This is a genomic window from Pseudomonas sp. 1L-E-NC-VB-C3, from assembly GCF_057291535.1.
Genome location: NZ_JBXAWD010000012.1, coordinates 158470 through 179609 on the forward strand (window position 1 = coordinate 158470; position 21140 = coordinate 179609).

Genomic DNA, 21140 nt, shown 5'->3' on the forward strand with positions numbered 1-21140 from the left:
GTAACAAGGCTTGCTGAGGCGATTTTATCTGTGTGTCGTCGCTGGATCGTCATCATCACTGTGAAAGTGCCCGAGGAGAAGACGTGGATTCCCGATTGAATGCTTTTCTTGAACGCGCCGAGTCGGTTCTGGCGCGAATCGAACCACTGTTGCCGGCACCGCGCCCCGTCATTGACTGGAACACATGCCTGGCAGCGCGCTGGCAGCGTGACGGTCGCAGCGGTTACCTGTTGCCGCTGGAAGTCAGCCTCGACATGCGTCTGTCCGACCTGATCGGCGTCGACCGGCAGTTGGAGCAGCTGGGGCGCAACACACAACAATTTCTTGATGGCATGCCGGCCAACCACGCCTTGCTCTGGGGTTCACGCGGTACCGGCAAGTCTTCGCTGGTGCGTGCGTTGCTGGCCGAGCACGCCGGTGCCGGCCTGCGTCTGATCGAGATCGAACGCGATCACTTGGCTGACCTGCCACGCGTGGTCGAGCAAGTCGCCAAATTGCCGCAACGTTTCGTACTGTTCTGCGATGACCTGTCGTTCGAATCCGGCGAAGGCGACTACCGCGTGCTGAAAAGCGTGCTCGACGGTTCGCTCGAGCAGGCCCCCGACAATGTCTTGTTGTACGCCACTTCCAACCGCCGCCACCTGGTGCCGGAAAAGGAAAGCGACAACGAAAACTGGAAGCGCGTCGACGGCGAACTGCACCCGAGCGAAGCGGTGGAAGACAAGATCGCCCTGTCCGACCGTTTCGGTCTGTGGCTGTCGTTCTACCCGTTTACCCAAGAACATTTTCTCGACGTCGTCGAGCACTGGATCGGCCAGTTGGCCGCCAAGGCCGGCCTGAGCTGGCAGCGCGACGAAGCACTGGACATCCTCGCCGTGCGCTGGGCCACCGGCCGCGGTAATCGCAACGGACGTTGCGCGTATCAATTCGCCCGCTACTGGGTGGGACTGAAATTGCTGGAGCACAAGGCATGATTGATTTGCAACAAAGCGGCCAGGGCCTCGAAGGCTACGGTATGTTGGCCGCACAACTGGAATCGCTACTGGCGGACGAACGCGACTTCATCGCCAATGCCGCGCAGTTTTCCGCATTCCTGTTCAACCAGCTCGATGATCTGAACTGGGCCGGTTTCTACCTCAATCGCAACGAAGAGCTGGTACTCGGCCCGTTTCAGGGCCAGATCGCTTGCGTGCGCATCCCGTTCGGGCGCGGTGTTTGCGGCGCTGCTGCTGCCAGCCTGCAAACCCAGCGCGTCGAGGATGTGCATGCTTTCCCCGGTCACATCGCCTGCGACAGCGCGTCCAACAGCGAACTGGTAGTGCCCTTGGTCAAGGACGGTCGCCTGATCGGCGTGCTCGACCTCGACAGCCCGAAGCTGGCGCGTTTCGGCGCCGAAGATCAGGCCGGCATCGAACAACTGGCGGCGATTTTCCTGCGCCTGACCGACTGCTGATCAACCGCCGAGGCCAGCCTTGTGCAACAGGCTGGCCGTATCCACGCTGTCGATTTGCGCGGGATCAAGAAACCGCGTCGCGTACTGCATGTACACACCCTCATTGATGAACAGGCCGAACAGCGGCGCATCGATGTGCGCTTCACGGCACATGGTCGCCATGATCCCCAGCGCCTCGCTCAACGACTTGGCTTTCTTGTAAGGGCGATCGGCGGCGGTCAGCGCTTCGAAAATATCGGCAATCGCCATCATCCTCGCCGGCAGGCTCATCTCCTCGCGTTTCAGCCGTTTCGGATACCCGGTGCCGTCCATTTTTTCATGATGACCGCCGGCGATCTCGGCAATGCTGTCCAGGTGGCCGGGGAAGGGCAGGTGGCTGAGCATCATGATCGTCTGCACCATGTGATGGTTGATGATGTAGCGCTCTTCGCGAGTCAGCGTGCCGCGGCCGATCTTCAGGTTGTACAACTCGCCGCGGTTGTACTTGTACGCGGGCACATCGAGTTTGAAGCCCCAGGGATTGTCCTCGGGGATCAGTTCGCTCTTGTCGCGTTCGATCAGATGCTCGGGTTTGTCGGCCAGCAGACTTTCACTGACAGGCAGCGTTGGTGCAGGGTTTTTTGCCTGGCGGCGGTTCTCTTCCCATGACACACCGAGGCGATCATCGAGGGTGCGCAGCCAGGTGCGTTGCGCCACTTGGTCAAGGCGTTGCAGATCAGCCTCGGCCATGGCCTCGCCACCGAGATTGCAGCGGGCGACAAAGGCAAAGTCGTCATCGAGCATCAGCAACTCACTATCACGGGCGCGGGCCAGCGCCGCTTCGTCTGCACCGCGTGCCACCGTCTGCCAGTAGTTGATCCACACGTCACGCTTGAGCACTTCGAAGCGGGTGCGGATTTCGTGGATGCGGTCGTTGATGGTCTCGAGCTTGGTGGCTTTGTCGACCACGTATTCCGGCGTCGTGACCTTGCCGCAATCGTGCAGCCACGCAGCGATGTGCAACGCCTCCCATTCATCCTCGCTCGGCTGGTAGCCGGTGAACGCCGGGTCATGGCTTGCCGCAGCAGCCTGGGCGAGCATCAACGTCAGCTCCGGCACCCGCTGGCAATGGCCGCCGGTGTAGGGGCTCTTGGCGTCGATCGCGCTGGCCAGCAGTTGGATGAAGGCATCGAGCAGTTGTTTTTGCCGCGCTTGCAGACGCTGACTTTCGATGCTCACCGCCGCCGCGCCGGACACCGCCTGCAAGAAGGCAATTCGGTCAGGCCGCAGCTTTTCCAGATCACTCGGCTCACCACTGTCATTGACCAGCAGAATCAGCAGGCCGATGGTTTCATCGTGCTGGTTGTGCAGGCGGATGCCGATCAGGTGAATGCGCGGTGATTCCATGACGAGGAGGATTTTCTGCAAGTCGCCGGCCTGATCGAAGCCCAGATGGCTGACGGTATTGTTGGCGCTGGCCAGTTGCTCGAACCACGCCGGGCCGGTGTTTTTATGCAACTCACGTCCTTGAATGTCGAACGCCTCCAGCTTCTGCGGCACGCCATCAATCACCAGTCCATAGGGTTCCATGCGCGCGCCGTCGGCTTCGCGCAGGTAGATCAGACCGGCCTGCGCCTGAGCAATCTGTACGGTTTCGAACAGCACACGTTCGAGCAGCGGGGCAAAACGGGTTTCGGCGCACAGGCTGTCGGTGATGCGGAAGAAACTGCCCAGGGTTTCTTTCATCCTCGCCATCGACAGGCTTAATTGATCGACTTCCAGTACGGGCGAGCGGCGCGCCAGCGGAGAACTGAAGTCGAAGCTGCGGATCGCGTCGGCTTCCTTGACCAGGGCATGCAGCGGCTTGACCAGAATCCGCGAAATCACCCAGCCCAATGGCAGGCACAGCAACAGGATGGCCAGGGTGATCAGCGCGCCTTGCCAGCGCATCCGGAACGCATCCACCAGTAATTCGTCTTCCGGCACCAGCAGCGCCAGTTGCAGACCTTTCGGCCCGCCTTCCTCGATGCTGGTGCGTGCGACGATCCATTGCCGGTCGTTTACTTGCAGACGCTTGCCGATAGTGTCGGAGCTGAGCAGCGCGTTCAGCTCAGGGCTGAGATCGGCCGCTCTGGCCAGCCGCGCAGTGCGGTCATCGACGATCAGGCGATGGCTGTCGGGGTAAGCCACGGCGTTGCCGTCGGTGTCGTACAGCGCGATCTCTGTCGAAGGCGTGACCTGGTGCTTGCCCAGGGCGGTCGACAGCGAAGCGAGGGTCAGGTCGGCGCCGATCACCGCGTTCTCGCCGCTGCGCCGGGCCAGCGTGGTGCCGACATTGTGGGTCGAGAAAAATACATAGGGCTCGGTGGTGATTTGCCCGGCCTGTTGCAGGGCGTCGCTGAACCAGGTCCGGCTGCGCGGATCGTACGGCTCTTGGGGATGCTCGCGGCGGTTGATCGGTGTCAGGGCCTGATCAAAGAACAATGATTGCGAGCGTATGGCGCCTTGTGGAGCATGCTCGATGCTCCAGACTTGATAGGCCGCCGCTTCCGGCGCCTGAAGCTGTGCCTTCAGAGCCGGAGTACGCAGCGCGCGCACCATGAAGAAATCGCCATTGGCGTAACCCAGATACAGCGACGCCAGCGCCGGGTTGTCGGTGAGCGACTGGCTGAAGGGTTTGAGCAACGGCAGGCGTTGTTCCAGATCACTCGCGTGGGCCGCCGGGGTGTCCGCCAGCAGGCTCAGCAGGTTGCGGATCGGTTGATAGGTTGCCTGCAGATCGAGGCGTACATCCTGCTCGATGCGGTCAAACAGCTTTTCGCTGCTCGACAGGATGATCTGCGTGGTCTGGTGGTAATTGAACAGGCCCAGCACCACGCCCGTGAGCAATAAAAGAAAGGTGAACATGACGCTGATGTGCACGTGCAGCGGCAACCGGCGTTGCTCGGGGCGCAGTGGGCTGTGCATTGCAGGCTCTCCATGAATGTTTAACTCACTGCTCAGCGTCCAAGCATAGTTAAGACTCGCTCACTGTGCCTTGATCGGCCAGGGTCAATTGCTGTTGCAGGGCCTGCGCCAGTTCGAGCATCGCTTGGCTGGTTGCCGCCCAGCGACGGGCAATCTCCTGTGACGCGAGCGCTTGCTGGCAGGCGTCCTCGAGCTCATCGCAACATTCGATCAACCGCGAGGCCTGCGCGATGCGTGCTGCGCCCTTGATCTTGTGCGCAACCACTGCCAGCGCTTCGCGATCATCCTCGGGCGACAGCCTCAGCAGTTCTTCGCGGTCGAGACGGCTGCTCTTGAGCAGTTCCACCAGCATGCGCCGGGTTTGCCCGGGGTTGTTGCCGGTCAGCAGGCTCAGACTTTGCAGGTCGAAGACCGAGGCCGGTGATGCCGGCGTGATGCCGTCGATCCATTGTCCGAGCAGGGTCAGACTCAACGGTTTGAACAGGCAGTCGTCCATGCCGGCGAGCTTGCAGCGCTGGACTTCTTCGGGCTGGGCATTGGCGGTGAAACCCAGCACGGTGCACGGCGGGCGGTGGTTTTGCAGTTCAAGCTGGCGAATCCCACGGGTCATGTCATAGCCGTTCATCAAGGGCATGTTGCAGTCGACGATCACCAGATCGAAATGATCGGCCTTCCACCGCTCGAGGCCGCTGCAGCCATCTTCGGCAATGCTGAAGCGATGACCGAGAAACTCCAGTTGCTGACACATGAGCAAACGGTTGGCCGGATGGTCGTCGACAACCAGGACATGTAACGGCGTTGTCGCAGGCTTGATCAACGGTTCGCTTTTCGGCGGATTCGCCTTTGCCGGCAGGCTGTCCAGCGGCAGCGATATGCAAACCTGAGTGCCGATGCCGGGCAGGCTGCTCAACTGCAGTTGTCCGCCCATCATTTCGCACAGGTTGCGACTGATGACCAGCCCGAGTCCGGCGCCGTTTTTTGCCTGCCTACTGCCGTTATCCGCCTGCGAGAAAGGTTCGAACAAGCGCTGTTGATCTTCGGCGCTGATGCCTGAGCCGCTGTCCTGCACGGTCAGCTGCATCAATGTTCGCCCAGCAGCGTCTGCCGGGATCAGGTCGAGGGTGATCCGCACGTGGCCGCTTTCGGTGAACTTGATAGCGTTGCTGACCAGGTTGGACAGCACCTGCTTGAAGCGCAGCGGATCCAGATGCACATCCACAGCCGGGTTCGGCGGGTTGAAGACGACTTGCAAGGCAAGGTTTTTCTGCCGCGCTAGGCCGTCGAAGATGCGCGCAACGGAGGTCACCGTGTCGACCAGATTGATCCACTCCGGAGACAGGCTCAGACGGCCGGACTCAATGCGGGCGATGTCGAGGATATCGCCGATCAGCCCGAGCAGATCCTTGGCCGAATGGTAGGCCGTGTCGATCGAAGCGCGATCGGGGTGCTGCGGATCGATGCGTCGCAGGGTCAGTTCGAGCATGCCGATCACGGCGTTCATCGGTGTACGGATCTCGTGGCTCATGGTTGCCAGGAAGGTACTTTTGGCCCGGTTCGCCTCGTCTGCCTGTTCTTTGGCCGCACGCAGTTTTTCAAACAATTGGCGGCGTTCACTGATATCGATCCAGCCGCCAATGATGCCCTGGACGGCACCGCTGGAGTCGCGGTAGGGAAGTATCCAGTGGTAAATCGTCAGGCGGCGGCTGCCGATGTGCAGAGGCCGGTCGAGTATCAAGGGAATGCCTTCGGCAATGACTCTCTGGTAATCGGCCTGGAATGCCTCGGCCTCGAACGCGTTGCTCAGGGTGCCTTGCACGACGCCTTTGCCGATGATGTCCTCGCGTCTGGCGTTGAACGCTTCGAGATAACTGTCGTTGCAACTTTGCAGCAGACCCTGGCGATCTCGCACGTAAATCGGGTGTGGTGTGCCGTTAACCAGCGAGCGCATGAACTCCAGTTGATCGTTCAGCGCGCGTTCGGCAGCCTGACGTTGCTTGATCTGGTGGCGCATGTAGGCGTTCCACGTCAACAACAGCAGCAGGATCAGGCCGGCGGCTGCGACTACTTGGTAGAACAGGCGCTGGTAGTTTTGCCAGATGTTCTGTGATGCCGTGGAGTAACCGCGCCAGCGGCCGTTGATCACGCCGAGCTCCTCGGGAGCGATGCTCAGCAGCGCCTTGTTGATGATCGAGGCCAGTTCGGTGTTGTCACGGGCGGTCGCCAGCGAGAAGGCGGCCTGACTGGTGCCGATGGTGGTGGTGATTTGCAGTGGCCGGTCAAAGATGCGCGAGGAGATGAAATAGTTGGCGATCACCAGCGAGTTCACCGCGCCGTCGACATGGTTGTCGGCCAGCATCGACACGGCGCTGAAGGTGTCGGGGGTTTCGATCAGTTCGATGCCCGGAAAATTCTCATGCAAGTAGGCGACCAGCGGATTGCCTTGGGCGATCGCCAGACGCTTGCCTTTGAGTTGGGCCAGGTTGGTCGGGCTGTCGGCGCTTTTGCGGGTCAGCAGCACGTAGGAATTTTCCAGATAGGGACGACTGAAACTCAGGTTTTTTTCACGTTCGGCGCTGGGCAGCAGGGCGGCAATCAGATCGGCTTTGTGATTGTCGATCTGCCTGATCATTTCCGCATCGTTACGGCTGCGCTGAATCTCGAAACGCAGGCCGGTACGCAAGCGGATCAGCTCGAGCAGGTCGGCACTGATGCCGCGGAAATTGCCGGCGCTGTCGAAGAAGGTCAACGGTGCGTACGCTTCATTGACCACTACGCTGACGACGGGATGCTGCTTGAGCCAGTTCTCCTCACGATCCGTCAGCTGGAGTTTGCTGTCGGTGAGCAGCAGGTCGCTGCCGGCGCTCCAGCGTTTGGCGATGTCATCGCGCTGGCTGCGCGGGATCGCTGCGAGCACTGTGTCGATGATGCCCAGCAACTGCGGATTGGTGCGCCGCACGGCGAAGCTGAAGCCATGGGCTTCCTGCTTGCCGAAGTTGGCCATGCGAACGTTGTTGAGATAGCCCTTGTTGATCATGTAATGGGTGGAGAGGGTGTCGCCGAGAAACACATCGGCCTGGTCGAAGGCCACCGCGTTGATTGCGTTCTGATAGGACGGATAGCAGGTGATCAGCGCTTTGGGATACAGCGCCTTGATCTCCGGCAGCGGCAAATAGTGATACACCATGCTCAGGCGCAGGCCGGCGAGGCCTTCGGTTAGCGAGCGGGTTTCATCTTCGCGGGTCACCAGTACCGGCTGATCGACCGCGTAAGGTGTGGAGAGCGCGAGGTTGGCATTGCCTGCTTCGTAGCCGTTGGCTGTGCCAAGCACGTCGATCTGGCCATCGATCAAGGCGCGAATTGCAGCCTCGCGCGAGGGAAAGCGTTGCACGCGAATCGGCAAACCGGTGGCCTGACCGAGAATCCCTGCGTAATCGGCGGTCAGTCCCTCGTAGTCCTGGCCACTGACGGTCATGTCGAATGGCGGGTAATCAGGTGCGGAGGTACCCAGTTTCAGTTCGCTGCGAGTCTGTAGCCATTGCCGTTGTGACGGTTGCAGGACAGTTTGAACGGCCTCGGTGGCCGAGCGGCTGAGCAATGCATAGTCCGGTGAAGCGCTTGGCGCGGCGAGGGCATTGGCGCTCAGATACAGAACGGCGCTCAAGGTGATCAGGTAGTCCTTCAGACGGCTGGGCATGTGGGGTCTCACACGAGTGCGTTGCGTTTGGCCATCTCGATAAGTTCTACAAGGGATCTGGCTTTGAGTTTTTGCATCAGACGCTTTTTATAAGTGCTGACGGTCTTGTTGCTCAGAAACATGCCCTTGGCAATTTCCTTGTTGGTGCGTCCTTGTGCAAATAACTGCAATACCATCAGCTCGCGGTCATTAACGGATTTGAATAGTTCAAGTTCTGCATATCGAGTGTCATCGCTGCGCACCGGATTAAGTGCCTGACTGGGGAAGTAGTTGTAACCGGAAAGTACCGCTTTGATTGCGCTGACCAATTCGCTCAAGTCTTCCTGCTTGCAGACATATCCCGATGCGCCGGATTGCATGCAGCGAATGCCGAACAGCGTAGGACACTGCGCCGTCAGAATCAGAATCTTGAAATTGGAACCCATGGTGTTGAAGCGGGCCAGCACTTCGAGGCCGTCCAGCTTGGGAATGCTGATATCGAGAATGACCAGGTCGGGCATGCATTCACGGACCATCTGCATGGCATCGACACCGTTATCGGTCTCACCGACGACCTTGTAGCCTTCATGTTCCAGGAGCATTCGCACGGCGAGGCGGATGACCGGATGATCGTCCACAATAAAAACGGAGTTCATAAATAGAGTCCCATGCAAGCATGAATAAAGCGCGCACCTTAGCTCAGATGCATGAGCACTCGCATGGACTGGTAGTGTCGCGACTACGTTATCGGATTAATCCTACGCGTAATGAAGAAATGGACTACGTTGAAATTAGGATTGGCGTAAGGAAGCACGAGCGTTAAATTCGCCGAAGATGGAAATTATCCGAGAGCCAATATTGATCTCCAATTATTTACTGGTGTTTAAAGTTGTGTTTAACAAGTGCGGTTCGTTTTGTTTGGTTGCCTAGGTCAGCGCGATCCAGTCTGACCAGTTTAAAGAACGCGTATAGCGTTCATGGCGAAAACTCACCGGGCATCAGCCGGCCAGACCAATGGCCGGCTGATGCGGGACGATCAATGACTTGAGCGGCCGGTCATTTCCAGTGCCATGTCACTGGCGTAACTGTCGGTCATGCCGGCGATGAAATCGATCATGCGCAGAAACGAACTGTGCAGCGAACCTTGAGGGTCCGGCGCATTGTTGCCGAGCAAATCGAGAATACGCCGGCTCTTGAACGACGGCGTGCGGCCGTTGTGCTGCTCCAGCGCGGCACCGCAGAACGAATTGAGCAGAATCTCCAGTGTCGTGTACGCGCCGATCTCATGCAGGGTCTTGCGTTTGTCCTGGAAGATCTTCTTGCGCGCGATGTCCTTGGCGTTCAACACGCAGCGCTTTGCCGGCCCGTGCATGTGTTCGACCAGATCGCCGTGCAGTGTGCCGGCGAGCAGAGCATCCTGCTGTTCGACAAATGCTCGCGCTGCCGCGTTGGTCAGGTGCTCGATGGCCTTGCCGCGCAGGATCGCCAGTTTGCGCCGCCGGGAATCCTGCGGGCCGAGCTGGCGATAGGTTTCCGGCAAATCGTCGCCGACCAGACCGAGCAGCAGTGACTCGACTTCGGCGTATTCGAGCAGCTCCATTTCCAGACCGTCTTCGAGATCGATCAGCGCATAGCAGATGTCATCGGCGGCTTCCATCAGGTAGACCAGTGGATGGCGTGCCCAGCGCTGGTCTTCGATTTGCGGCAGACCGAGTTTGTGCGCGATCTGTTCGAGCAATGGCAGCTCGCTTTGGTAGCAGCCGAATTTGTGTTTCTTGTAGCCGAGGGAGTCGGCGTGGCGCGCGGTCCACGGGTACTTCAGATAGGTGCCCAGCGTCGCGTAAGTCAGGCGCGTGCCGCCATCGAACTGGTGATATTCAAGCTGCGTCAGCACGCGAAAGCCTTGAGCATTGCCCTCGAAATTGAGGAAGTCACCACGCTCGGCTTCGCTCATGCCATCGAGCCAGCCGCGCCCGGCGGCTTGTTGAAACCAGTGGCGAATCGCGTCTTCGCCGGAATGGCCGAATGGCGGATTGCCGATGTCATGGGCCAGGCAGGCCGACTGCACGACCATGCCGAGGTCGGCCGGGTCGCACCAGTCTGGCAGCGCGCTGCGCAAGGTTTCACCGACACGCATGCCCAGCGAACGGCCGACACAACTGACTTCCAGCGAATGGGTCAGGCGCGTGTGAATGTGATCGTTGCTGGTGACCGGATGCACTTGGGTCTTGCGCCCGAGGCGGCGGAAGGCCCCGGAGAAAATGATGCGGTCATGGTCTTTGTGAAAAGGGCTGCGGCCGAGTTCTTGCGGGCTGTGCAGCGGCTTGCCGAGGCGTTCGCGGTTGAGCAGGGTTGGCCAATCCAAGGCTGAATCTCTCCGTCTGGTGACTGATCGCCCTAGCTTCCCGGTTCGGCCCCGCGCCTGCAAGCGGAACTACAGACCCGCCGCATCGATATCGATCAGCAGCAGCCGTTCACCGTTATCGAAGAACTGTCCGGCAGTCAGGCAATACTGGTTGCTGGTGGCGTCGCGATAGGTGTTGGACAGGGTCAGGCGGCGTTCTTCCCAGCCTTCGGCCAGCAGATGATAGAAGTACGGTCGCCACGACCAGTTGTGCCCCAGATAGCGATCATCGGCGAACCAGCCGTTATGGCGCCATTCCAGGTTGGGGGTCAGCTGCGTGCCGTGGCGGTCGCACTGATAAAAGCGCAGCAGCCAGGGAAACGCCTGCAATTGCGGCAATGCACTGAGCGGGGCGCGGGCCTGCGCCCATTGCTGCAGAATCGCCATCAGCTCGCTGAGCTGCTGACGCATTTGCATCAGCCGCCCGCGCTCGCTGAGTTTCTGCTTCACGTAGCGTTGCCGCAATTGCGCGAAATGCGTGACGAAGGCATCGGTAGCGAAGAATTCTTCTTGTGCCCGGGCGAAGAGAAATCCCTGCACATAGCGCGAGCCGCACTCCAGCGCGAAATTCAGCTGCGCTTCGGTTTCGACGCCTTCGGCGATGATCCAGCAGCCGGTTTTCTCGGCCATCTGGGCGAGAGCCTTTACCACATCGCTGCTCGGTCCGCCGAGGGCTGCAGCCTGAAACAGGCGCATATCGAGCTTGAGAATGTCCGGTTGCAGGGCCAACACCCGATCCAGCTGCGAATAGCCTGCGCCGAAATCATCAATGGCGATTCTCGCCCCTGCGTCACGGTAGCGCCCGACCACGTGGGCCAGGCGTTCGCTGTTACCACCCAGTTCGGTGATTTCAAATACGATGCGCTGCGGATCAACCTCGTGTCGCGCCAGTTGTTTGAGACTCGGCAGCGCTTGATCGGCGCGCAGGCGGCTGATCCAGCGTGGCGACATGTTCAGGCTGAGAAACCACTCGGCCGGCGCTTCATGCAGGCGGCTGAGGGCGTGATCACGGATTTGCCGGTCGAGACGGCGCAAGGCAGTGGCCGGCGTGCGCGGATCGGCGAACAACGGTCCTACCGAGGTCAGTTGACCATCGCTCTGACGCAGGCGACCCAATGCTTCGACGCCTGCAATGCGGCCGGTGGCGGTATCGATGAAAGGCTGAAAACAGGCGAGCGGTTGCCCGTCGATCACGGCAAGTCCTTAATCTTGTTTTTGGTTTGGCCGCGCTTGCCGGATAGGCACGCGGGATGGAATCTCCCGATAAGGAGATTCATCCCGGCGCTATTGCAAGAATGTAGCCAGATGGGCGCTTCAGCGTTTGCCCGAGCTGTGCATGACCAGTCTGATCAGCGGCCCAAGCGTCGTGCCCAGACGCAGCAGTCGCGTCAAACCGCCACCACCGCTGCGTTTCGAGCCTTTGCCGGTGAGGAAACCCAGCAGCGTCACCGCCGCCACGCCCCACAACGGCGCATGCTTGATGCCGAAACCGTCCTGCACGTTCTGCTTCATGCCACGCATGCGCTGCAACGGTTGCAGCACTTGCGCGGTTTCGTGGCGGATTTCCTGACGGTGCATTTCCATGCGCAGACGGATCAGCGCCTTGCGCATTTCCCGGCGCGAGCTGTTGTGCGGAAGTTCAGGCAGGCTCATGGCAGCAGGCGCTCCCGGTCATTGGCCAGCTCTTCGAGCGTGCCGTGGAAAGGCGAGGACTCATCGAAAATCGCCGCTTTGAGGCGCAGACCGCAGAAGATCGACGCCAGCGTGTAAAACACGCACAGGCCGATGATCGCCGCCAGGCGGTAGGTGTCCCAGAAGATGATCATCACCAGCGTCGACAGACCTACCAGCAACAGCAGGGCAAAAACCAGCGCCAGGCCGGCGAACAGCAGCAGGCTGACAGTGCGTGATTTCTGCTCCTGCAGTTCGATGCCGAACAGTTCGACATGACTGTGCAGCAGGCCCAGAACGGCAGCGCCGAGGCGACGCGTGGAGGAGGCGGTGCCCGCAGTCGGGCCGGATTCACCGATCGACATGATCAGCGCCGAGTTGCCAGCAGGCCGATCAGAAAGCCGACGCCGGCAGCGATGCCCACCGACTGCCATGGGTTGGCCGACACATAGTCTTCAGTAGCGGTTACGGCCGCCTGACCGCGCTCACGCAGGGTGTCTTCGGTCACCTTCAGGGTTTCCCGGGCACGCAGCAGGCTGTCATGAATCTGGGCACGCAGCTCATCTGCCTGATCACCCGCGAGTGTCTTGGTGTGTTCGAGCAAGCGTTCGGTGTCGGCGACCAGAGTCTGGAAGTCGTTCATCAGGATTTCTTGAGCAGTCTTTGCCTTGATGCTGGCCATGGGTGGATCTCCGTAGGTGGCTTTGAAGCGTTCGAGTATGAGCCTTGCGCGAAGGTTCAGTGCAAATGCCTGGTACAACTTTTGCTGTGTCGTGGTGCGTCGCTCGGCGTATGTGCGCTGTTGCCGGGCGTCCGAGCAGAAAACTCTAATTCATTTGCTCGCGGTTCGTGATCAGACATCGATATATGCGCCAAATCAGTTCATCAACCCTGCCGTTGGATATTTGATGAGTCGTAATTTGGTGCATGAAATGCACACATGAACCGCTTTGGTGCCTTTTAGCCTTGGGTCTGCCTCCTCATGGAAAATCTGCAAAGCGCTGTGGACACGCTGGTTCACAGCTCCAACACGTTGTTCATTCTGATCGGTGCGGTGATGGTACTGGCGATGCACGCCGGTTTCGCCTTTCTGGAGGTCGGCACGGTCCGGCAGAAGAACCAGGTCAACGCGCTGGCGAAAATCCTCAGCGATTTCGCCGTCTCGACCCTGGCCTATTTCTTTATAGGCTATTGGATCTCCTATGGCGTCACCTTCATGCAACCGGCGGCGGTGCTCACGGCTGACCATGGCTATGGACTGGTGAAGTTTTTCTTTCTGCTGACCTTCGCTGCCGCGATCCCGGCGATCATTTCCGGCGGCATTGCCGAACGCGCGCGGTTTGTCCCGCAGTTGTGCGCGACGGCGCTGATCGTGGCGTTTATCTATCCGTTCTTCGAAGGGCTGATCTGGAACGGTAACTTCGGTTTGCAAGGCTGGCTGGCGGCGCAGTTTGGCGCGGCATTCCATGATTTCGCCGGCTCGGTGGTGGTGCATGCCGTGGGCGGTTGGCTGGCGTTGGCCGCTGTTCTGCTGCTCGGCCCGCGCAATGGTCGCTATCGCGATGGACGCCTGGTCGCGTTCGCGCCGTCGAGCATTCCGTTTCTCGCACTGGGCTCGTGGATCCTGATTGTCGGCTGGTTCGGCTTCAACGTGATGAGCGCGCAGACGCTGCAAGGCGTCAGTGGCCTGGTCGCGGTCAACTCGCTGATGGCCATGGTCGGCGGTACCGTCGCGGCGTTGATCGTTGGGCGCAATGACCCGGGCTTTCTGCACAACGGCCCGCTGGCCGGGCTGGTGGCGATTTGCGCCGGCTCCGACCTGATGCATCCGGTCGGAGCGCTGGTGACCGGCGCGATCGCCGGAGCCTTGTTTGTCTGGTGCTTTACCGCTGCGCAAGTCAAATGGCGCATCGATGATGTCTTGGGTGTCTGGCCGTTGCATGGTTTGTGTGGCGTGTGGGGCGGGATTGCCTGCGGCATCTTCGGTCAGTCTGCGCTGGGTGGCCTGGGCGGCGTCAGCCTGATCAGCCAGTTGATCGGCACTGCGCTTGGCGTCGCGGTAGCGCTGGTCGGCGGCTTCGTCGTCTACGGCGCGATCAAGGCATTGCATGGGCTGCGCCTGAGTCAGGAACAAGAGTATTACGGCGCCGACCTGTCGCTGCACAAGATCGGCGCGGTGAGTCAGGACTAGATTTCCTCATCATTGGCTCCGGGATAGAAACCGTGGAGCAGGCGATAGCGATCGATACGCACTTGATCGACCTTCTCCTGCACTTTGTGCGCGGGCAGGCCAAGCATGATCAGCGCGTGTGAAGCGAGCATCAGGCTCGACTCCAGAAGCTCCGGCACCACCTCAGTGGCGCCGGCGGCTCTGAGTTCCGCCGATTGGCTGTCGTCACGGGTGCGTACCAGAATCGGCACCTGTCGGTTGAGCCGCCGGGCTTCACGCAGAATGCGCAACGCCACATCACTTTGATCCACGGCAATCACCAGCAGCCTGGCGCGCAACAGGCCGACGGCTGTAAGCAGATCGCCACGCGCCGAGTCGCCGTAATGCACGTCGCTTTCCGCGGATGCGGCTTCCTGCACCCGCACCGGATCGTTGTCCAGCGCAACATAGGCTTGCCCCGCATTGCCCATGAAGCGGCCGATGGATTGGCCGACGCGACCGTAGCCGCAGATCACCACGTGCTGGTCGAGGTCGGCGTTGAGCGCGCTGATCTGTTCGATCTGCGCTTCCTGATTGGGCTTGCGGTGCAGCACGGCCGCAATGCGCGGCGCCGCACGCAACAGCAGTGGCGTGAGCAGCATCGAACAGAACGTCGCCGCGAGCAGCAGCGCCCCCGGCTCGGCCGGCAACAGACTGTTCTGCTGCATCTGCGCCATCAAGGCAAAACAGAACTCCCCGCCCTGGGCCAGGGCCAGACCGCTGCGCCACGCGGTTTCGCTGTCACTGCCGCGCCACTTCACCAGCAGCGCGACCACGGTGCCCTTGATCAGCATCAGGCCAAGCGTCAGGCCGATGATCAACAGGCTGTGACTGACGAACAGTTGCAGGTCGATGAGCATGCCGATGCTGACGAAGAACACGCCGAGCAGGATGTCGCGAAAGGGCCGGATGTCAGCTTCGATCTGGTGCCGGTAATGGCTTTCCCCTAGCAACATGCCGGCAAGGAAAGCGCCGAGTGCAGGCGACAGCCCCAGCAAGTGCGTGAGCCAGGCAGTCAGCAGCACGATCACCAGCGCCAGCAGGACGAACAGCTCCGCCGAACGCGAGGCCGCCACTTCATGAAACAGCCGTGGCAATAACCAGCGACTGGCGAGCAGCAGGCCGAAGAACAGCACCAAGGTTTTGCCCAGGGTCAACGGCAAGGCCCAATACCAGGCCTGCTCGCTGGTGCCGGCGAAGACCGGAACCAGTGTCAGCAGCAATACCGCGACAACGTCCTGAAACAGCAACACGCCGACCGCGTTCTGGCCGTGGCTGCTGAACACTTCACCAAGACTGCCCAGCTCCTTGGTCACGATCGCCGTGGATGACAGCGATAATCCGGCACCGAGCAACAGCACCGGCATCAGCGGCATGCCCAGGCCCATCAACAGGGTGCCGAGCAGCGCTGCGCTGATCAGCACTTGCTGACTGCCGAGGCGAAACACCACCTGACGCAGCGCAATCATCTTCGACAGGGAGAACTCCAGGCCCAGGGAGAACAGCAGAAACACCACGCCCAGCTCGGCGACATCCGGCAGATGTTCGCTCTCGTTGACCCAGTCGAATGCGTTCGGCCCGACCAGTAATCCCACGCACAGGTAACCCAGTACCGGCGGCAGTCGCAGGCGCCGGAACAGGGCAATCACCACCAGGGATGAGGCGAGGATGATCAACAGATTTGCAAACACGGGACACTCCGCTGTCAGGGCGTTGGCCTCTGAAGCGTAGAGGCAAAAAGTCCGCGAGGATGACGCATTTGCAATTTGCGCTGAATGATTTGCGTCAGGATTTTGCGCCGGGAGCGCTGGGTCCTTTGAGCGGCGCTGGGTCGACGAGGGTTTAGTGGCGTCCTAGAATGGGCTCACTTGTTTTCCGGTAATGCCGTCATGCCTCCTGAATGTCAACTGTTCGGCACCCTCGGGTGTCACCTGTGTGAAGTCGCCGAAGCCGAGCTGATGCCCTTCGTCGAGCATGGTCTGCTGGTTGAACTGGTGGACATTGCCGAAGACGAATCGTGGTTCGAAAAATACAGCTTGCGCATCCCGGTACTGCGGCGCGTTGACACTGGCGCGGAGCTGGATTGGCCGTTCAGTGGCGATGAAATCGCGGCGTTTTTACGATGATGGGGTTTACTACCGTTCTTCCGCTGGTCGCAGCGATACATCCTTGCGTTGGCGCTCGCTGACTTCTTCGGTTACTGTATGTCCATACAGCAATCGAGTCAGAGGGATGAACCGTGGTCAATGTCGAACAGTTGAAGAGCAGCGTTAACCGGATGTCGGTCGACGTGGTGCGCGAGGCCGTCCTCGAATTGCGCCTGGACGGGCTGGTCACGGAAGGCAAGACGCCGTTCAACAAGCTGCATTTCAACACCTGCTTTGCCGAAATCGAAGCCCTGTTTCAACGCGCCGGGTATCACAAGCAACTGGATGTGGTCGGTTATCAGGGCCTGCTGTATGCCTTGTACGATCCGGGTCGCTGGGAGGCGGTCGATGTGTTGCGCTGGCTGAAGGAGTTCACCGAAGCGGCGGCCCTCAAGTCGATTCCGGCCTGATGAAACTGCGCTAGGTGGCTTTGCCTCACTGTTGGATAATGCCGGCCTGCATTGAGGATTTCTGTTTCGTATGACCAGCCCCGTATTTTCCGCTGCGCACAATCAGGCCAGCACCTTGTATTTGCCGCCCGGTCCCTGGCTGACGGTACTCGATTGCCTGTGCGAGCACTTCAGCGCCATCGGCCGCGAACAATGGCTCGACCGGATCGCTCGCGGGCGGGTGCTGGATGCGCAGGGCCAGCCGATTGCGCTGGACTTGCCGTACAAGGAAGGTCTGCGCATTCACTACTTTCGCGAAGTGCCGGACGAGAAGCCGATTCCGGTGCTCGAGTCGATTCTCTACGCTGACGAACATCTGGTAGTGGCCGACAAACCTCATTTTCTGCCAGTAACCCCGGCCGGGGAATATGTCGAACAAACCCTGCTACGCCGGCTGATCCGTCGGCTGGACAATCCGCATCTGGTGCCGCTGCACCGCATCGACCGGCACACGGCAGGTCTGGTGATCTTCTCGGCCAACCCGCAAACCCGCTCGGCCTATCAGTCGTTGTTCCCGACGCGGCAGATCGACAAGCGCTATGAAGCGATCGCCCCGGCGCTGCCCGAGTTGAATTTCCCTTTGGTGCACAAGAGCCGGTTGGTCGATGGCGAGCCGTTTTTCCGCATGCAAGAAGGGCCTGGCGCCAGCAATACCGAAACGGCGGTCGAGGTGCGTGAGAAAAATGGTGATCTGTGGCGCTATGGCCTGTATCCCGTGACGGGCAAGAAGCATCAGTTGCGGGTGCACATGACGGCGCTGGGAGCGAGTATTTGCAACGATCCGTTTTATCCGACTGTGTTGAAAGATGTCGAGGACGACTACGCCAATCCGTTGAAGCTGCTTGCGCAGGGCCTGCGCTTCATTGACCCGGTGACCGGGGAATTGCGGGAGTTCGAGAGTCGAATCACCTTGCAGTGGTAATGCTGAAACTGCTTTCCGAGCGCCCATGAAAAAGCCCGCATGACAATGCGGGCTTTTCTGTATCCGGTAACGACGCGGAGCCTTACAGCTCTTTAACGGTACGAACCTGATCCTTGTTGATGCGGGTCTCTTTGCCGTCCAGCTGCTGGAACTCGTAGAAGCCCGAATCATCATCGTATTTCGGGGTGTCGACGGCCTGGATTTCGCGACCGTCATTCAAGGTGATCACTGTCGGCGAGGAGCAACCGGCGAGGGTTGCCAGGCCCAGTGCGAGCATGAAAGTGGCGAGGGTCCGTTGAGTCATGAGTGTGTCTCCGAATGGGAAATCTTCTGGTTACTGAGCTTGAGACGTAAACAAGGCGTGAGAGTTCCTTGGATAGTGTCAGTCTGACACAGTGTTGTGCAGATGTAACAATTCGGGGGTGTTGAGGTTGGCCAGTCGCGGGTCGTTGTCAGGGCATTGCAATGCGACGGCGCCGAGACTGCGCATCACCCTGCCCGGGCTGCGCTCGCCTGCATTCCAGGCTGCTTCGAACGCTGGCAACAGCGCCACCGGAATCACGCACAACAGCGGTTCCCAGTGCTCGCCGTGGCGCAGCATTAAAGGTTTTTCACGTTGCAGATCGGCAGTGGTCAGCATGGCTTCCAGCAACGCCGTGTCGATTCGCGGCACATCGCATGGCAACACCAGCAAATGCGCATGGCGCGCCGCTTTCAGTCCAGCACGAATACCGGCCAGCGGCCCGGGGAAATCGCCTTCATCATCCATTACCAACTGATCGGCAAACCCGGCATAACGCTCGCGATTGCGGTTGCACGAGATGATCAGATCGTCGGTCAGCGGCCGTACCTTGCGCTGGAGATGCGCGATCAACGGCTCGCCCAGCCACTCGATGAGGCCCTTGTCCTGACCGCCCATGCGTTGACCGCGTCCACCGGCCAGAAGCAGGACGGAGCAGGGTGGCAACGGCTTGTTCGAGGGCATGACGACTCTCCAGAGGGGCGGCGGAAAAATGAGCCGCTGTGATATAACACCGGGCTGTTTCCCCTACAACTGGAAGAGCCTATGAAAGCCAAGGCTGATGTACCTTTCGTGCCGCTCAATATTGCGGTGCTGACTGTCAGCGATACCCGAACCCTGGAAACCGATACCTCCGGCCAGGTCTTCGTCGATCGCTTGATCGCGGCCGGTCACGCGCTGGCCGAGCGTGTTTTGCTTAAAGATGATCTCTACAAAATTCGCGCGCAAGTCGCCAATTGGATTGCCGACGATGTGGTCCAGGTTGTGCTGATCACCGGCGGCACTGGCTTTACCGGGCGTGACAGCACGCCGGAAGCGGTGGCTTGCCTGCTCGACAAACAGGTCGACGGATTCGGCGAACTGTTCCGCCAGATCTCCGTGGCCGATATCGGCACTTCGACCGTGCAGTCCCGGGCCTTGGCTGGTCTGGCCAACGGCACGCTGGTGTGCTGCCTGCCGGGTTCGACCAATGCAGTGCGCACCGGCTGGGACGGCATTCTCGCTGAGCAACTGGACGCCCGTCATCGTCCGTGCAACTTCGTCACCCACCTGAAGCAGGCGGCGCCTTGTGAATCCCGTGGGTAAGCCGGGCAAGACCGGCAGTTTGCTGCCTGTCGAAACGGCGCTCGAGCGTTTGCTGGCCATGGCCGATGCGTCGCGCATTGTCGAGCGCGAATACTTGCCGCTGTCTCAAGTCGAAGGGCGGGTGCTGGCTGAAGATCTGATCTCGACGCTGGATCTGCCGCCGTGGCCGAACAGCGCCATGGACGGCTACGCCTTGAACTTGGCTGATTGGCAGGGCGAGCCACTGTCGGTCAGTCAAAAGGTGTTTGCCGGGCAATCTCCGCAGTCGTTGGAACCAGGTACCTGCGCACGCATCTTTACCGGGGCGCCGTTACCGGCGGGCGCTGACTGTGTCGAGATGCAGGAAAACGCCGAAGTTCAGGCCGACGGCCGAGTGCGCTTTCTTGAACCTTTGAAAGCCGGGCAGAACATTCGTCCGCAAGGGCAGGAAACCACGGTCGGCGAATTGGTACTGCAAGCTGGAACCCGGCTCGGACCGATTGAGCAGGGCCTGGCTGCTTCGCTTGGCTGTGCCGGGGTTAACGTCGTGCGCAAGCCGCGGGTGGCGGTTCTGTCCACTGGGGACGAGCTGGTTGAACCCGGTCAGGCATTGGGTCCGGGCCAGATCTACAACAGCAATCGCGTACTTCTGTGCAGCTGGCTGCAGCGTCTGGGCTGCGAAGTGATCGATGGCGGAATTCTTCCGGACGATCTACCCGCGACGCGGGCGCGGCTGGGTGAGCTGCAAAATGTCGATCTGGTCCTCTCTACCGGCGGGGTCTCGGTCGGTGAAGCGGATTTCCTCGGCATTGCCTTGCGTGAAGAAGGCGAGCTGGACCTGTGGAAACTGGCGATCAAGCCCGGAAAACCGTTGACGTTCGGCCATTTCCGCAACGTGCCGGTGATTGGCCTGCCCGGCAATCCCGCCTCTACGCTGGTGACGTTCGCCTTGCTGACGCGGCCTTATCTGTTGCGACGCCTGGGTGTGCAAGATGTCGAGCCGCTCAAGTTTGCAGTGCCAGCAGGCTTTGTCTGGCCGGTGGCCGGCAACCGTCGTGAATATCTGCGCGGGCGCTTGGAACAGGGGCGGGCGATCATTTACCGCAACCAGAGTTCGGGTGTGCTGCGTAGTGCGGCGTGGGCCGACGGATTGGTGGAAGTCCGAGAAGGCCGCACGCTGAGCGAGGGTGATGCAGTGAGCTTCATTCCCCTCAGTGACCTTCTGGGGTAGAGCATCTCGCCCATGCACGCGTCGGCTGATACGCACGGCGCGTGCAACGAATGATTCGGTCAGTTGCTGATCAATGTCACCAACTGGTCGAATCGGCTGTTGGCCACCCAGCCCAGCAGACCGAGGATGACAGCGGTGGCACCCGCCGAATACGCCAGACGGTGTTTGATCGTCCGGACATCATTGAGCACTTCGTCCATATCGCGGCGCATGTATTTGAAGTGAGTCTCCAGCTCGCTGACTCGGGGTTCCATATCAAACTCTCCAGGGGTCTTGGCGCTGTTACAGAAGTCTGGTTTCTTGCTGGCACGACTTTCGGCGAGAGCGGCGACCGGGCTCACCGGTGCCTTGGTTTCATGGTTGTGCATGGAAGTTCTCGCCGATCGTATCAACTGCACGCTTGCTGGTTTTGCCATTGCTCGATTCATGGAAATAAATCGGGGGGTATCC

Annotated in this window: 20 protein-coding genes; 8 read left to right on the forward strand and 12 right to left on the reverse strand. The window is 60.1% G+C overall.

Annotation, left to right across the window (positions count from 1 at the left end; all coding sequences use genetic code 11):
- Nucleotides 1–83: 83 nt before the first annotated feature.
- Nucleotides 84–974, forward strand: a complete 891-nt coding sequence (locus AC0Z5Z_RS20415) for an ATP-binding protein (RefSeq protein WP_095182195.1) — start codon at nt 84–86, stop codon at nt 972–974.
- Nucleotides 971–1453 (forward strand): GAF domain-containing protein, encoded by a 483-nt coding sequence (locus tag AC0Z5Z_RS20420; RefSeq protein ID WP_016770850.1) that lies wholly within the window; start codon nt 971–973, stop codon nt 1451–1453. Before AC0Z5Z_RS20415 ends, AC0Z5Z_RS20420 begins: the two co-directional genes overlap by 4 nt.
- Here AC0Z5Z_RS20420 and AC0Z5Z_RS20425 read toward each other — a convergent pair whose 3' ends face one another.
- From AC0Z5Z_RS20425 to AC0Z5Z_RS20460, 8 genes are all read right to left on the reverse strand, one after another.
- The gene (locus AC0Z5Z_RS20425) at nt 1454–4399 is read right to left on the reverse strand and encodes an HD domain-containing phosphohydrolase (RefSeq protein WP_485611571.1); all 2946 of its coding nucleotides are present in this window, start codon (nt 4397–4399) and stop codon (nt 1454–1456) included.
- A 49-nt stretch (nt 4400–4448) separates the two neighbouring features.
- Nucleotides 4449–8093 (reverse strand): transporter substrate-binding domain-containing protein, encoded by a 3645-nt coding sequence (locus AC0Z5Z_RS20430; protein ID WP_485611572.1) that lies wholly within the window; start codon nt 8091–8093, stop codon nt 4449–4451.
- Nucleotides 8094–8101: 8 nt separating this feature from the next.
- A complete protein-coding gene (locus AC0Z5Z_RS20435; RefSeq protein ID WP_041478434.1) occupies nt 8102–8728 on the reverse strand; it encodes a response regulator transcription factor in 627 nt (208 codons plus the stop codon).
- A 380-nt stretch (nt 8729–9108) separates the two neighbouring features.
- Nucleotides 9109–10437, reverse strand: coding sequence for a deoxyguanosinetriphosphate triphosphohydrolase (locus AC0Z5Z_RS20440; RefSeq protein WP_016770846.1), 1329 nt, complete (start codon nt 10435–10437; stop codon nt 9109–9111).
- A gap of 69 nt (nt 10438–10506) precedes the next feature.
- Entirely contained in the window at nt 10507–11670 is a 1164-nt protein-coding gene (locus tag AC0Z5Z_RS20445) for an EAL domain-containing protein (protein WP_485611573.1), read from the reverse strand.
- A 120-nt stretch (nt 11671–11790) separates the two neighbouring features.
- A complete protein-coding gene (locus tag AC0Z5Z_RS20450; RefSeq protein ID WP_041478436.1) occupies nt 11791–12129 on the reverse strand; it encodes a hypothetical protein in 339 nt (112 codons plus the stop codon).
- The gene (locus AC0Z5Z_RS20455) at nt 12126–12512 is read right to left on the reverse strand and encodes a phage holin family protein (protein ID WP_008079909.1); all 387 of its coding nucleotides are present in this window, start codon (nt 12510–12512) and stop codon (nt 12126–12128) included. Before AC0Z5Z_RS20455 ends, AC0Z5Z_RS20450 begins: the two co-directional genes overlap by 4 nt.
- A gap of 2 nt (nt 12513–12514) precedes the next feature.
- On the reverse strand, nt 12515–12829 hold the full coding sequence (locus AC0Z5Z_RS20460; RefSeq protein WP_016770842.1) for an ElaB/YgaM/YqjD family protein: 315 nt from the start codon (nt 12827–12829) through the stop codon (nt 12515–12517).
- Nucleotides 12830–13129: 300 nt separating this feature from the next.
- Between AC0Z5Z_RS20460 and AC0Z5Z_RS20465 the strand changes: the two genes are divergently transcribed.
- Complete coding sequence (locus AC0Z5Z_RS20465; protein ID WP_041478438.1) at nt 13130–14338, forward strand: ammonium transporter; 1209 nt, start codon at nt 13130–13132, stop codon at nt 14336–14338.
- Here the strand turns inward: AC0Z5Z_RS20465 and AC0Z5Z_RS20470 are convergent.
- Complete coding sequence (locus AC0Z5Z_RS20470) at nt 14335–16047, reverse strand: cation:proton antiporter (protein ID WP_056788514.1); 1713 nt, start codon at nt 16045–16047, stop codon at nt 14335–14337. The genes AC0Z5Z_RS20465 and AC0Z5Z_RS20470 overlap by 4 nt on opposite strands.
- A gap of 198 nt (nt 16048–16245) precedes the next feature.
- On the opposite strand from AC0Z5Z_RS20470, the gene AC0Z5Z_RS20475 reads away from it, so the two are divergent.
- From AC0Z5Z_RS20475 to AC0Z5Z_RS20485, 3 genes are all read left to right on the forward strand, one after another.
- Nucleotides 16246–16482: a glutaredoxin family protein gene (locus AC0Z5Z_RS20475; RefSeq protein ID WP_016770838.1), complete on the forward strand. Its 237-nt coding sequence runs from the start codon at nt 16246–16248 to the stop codon at nt 16480–16482.
- A gap of 113 nt (nt 16483–16595) precedes the next feature.
- Nucleotides 16596–16913, forward strand: a complete 318-nt coding sequence (locus AC0Z5Z_RS20480; RefSeq protein WP_016770837.1) for a hypothetical protein — start codon at nt 16596–16598, stop codon at nt 16911–16913.
- 70 nt (nt 16914–16983) lie between these two features.
- Nucleotides 16984–17874: a pseudouridine synthase gene (locus AC0Z5Z_RS20485; protein ID WP_460062255.1), complete on the forward strand. Its 891-nt coding sequence runs from the start codon at nt 16984–16986 to the stop codon at nt 17872–17874.
- An 82-nt stretch (nt 17875–17956) separates the two neighbouring features.
- Here the strand turns inward: AC0Z5Z_RS20485 and AC0Z5Z_RS20490 are convergent, their stop codons facing one another.
- Nucleotides 17957–18178: a YgdI/YgdR family lipoprotein gene (locus AC0Z5Z_RS20490; protein ID WP_016770600.1), complete on the reverse strand. Its 222-nt coding sequence runs from the start codon at nt 18176–18178 to the stop codon at nt 17957–17959.
- Between the two features lie 78 nt (nt 18179–18256).
- On the reverse strand, nt 18257–18859 hold the full coding sequence (mobA, locus tag AC0Z5Z_RS20495) for a molybdenum cofactor guanylyltransferase MobA (protein ID WP_056788518.1): 603 nt from the start codon (nt 18857–18859) through the stop codon (nt 18257–18259).
- A gap of 81 nt (nt 18860–18940) precedes the next feature.
- Between mobA and moaB the strand changes: the two genes are divergently transcribed.
- Complete coding sequence (moaB, locus tag AC0Z5Z_RS20500; protein ID WP_016770598.1) at nt 18941–19480, forward strand: molybdenum cofactor biosynthesis protein B; 540 nt, start codon at nt 18941–18943, stop codon at nt 19478–19480.
- Complete coding sequence (locus tag AC0Z5Z_RS20505; RefSeq protein WP_485611574.1) at nt 19464–20690, forward strand: molybdopterin molybdotransferase MoeA; 1227 nt, start codon at nt 19464–19466, stop codon at nt 20688–20690. Before moaB ends, AC0Z5Z_RS20505 begins: the two co-directional genes overlap by 17 nt.
- Before the next feature lie 59 nt (nt 20691–20749).
- Here AC0Z5Z_RS20505 and AC0Z5Z_RS20510 read toward each other — a convergent pair whose 3' ends face one another.
- Nucleotides 20750–21058, reverse strand: coding sequence for a hypothetical protein (locus AC0Z5Z_RS20510; protein ID WP_172834003.1), 309 nt, complete (start codon nt 21056–21058; stop codon nt 20750–20752).
- Nucleotides 21059–21140 lie beyond the last annotated feature (82 nt).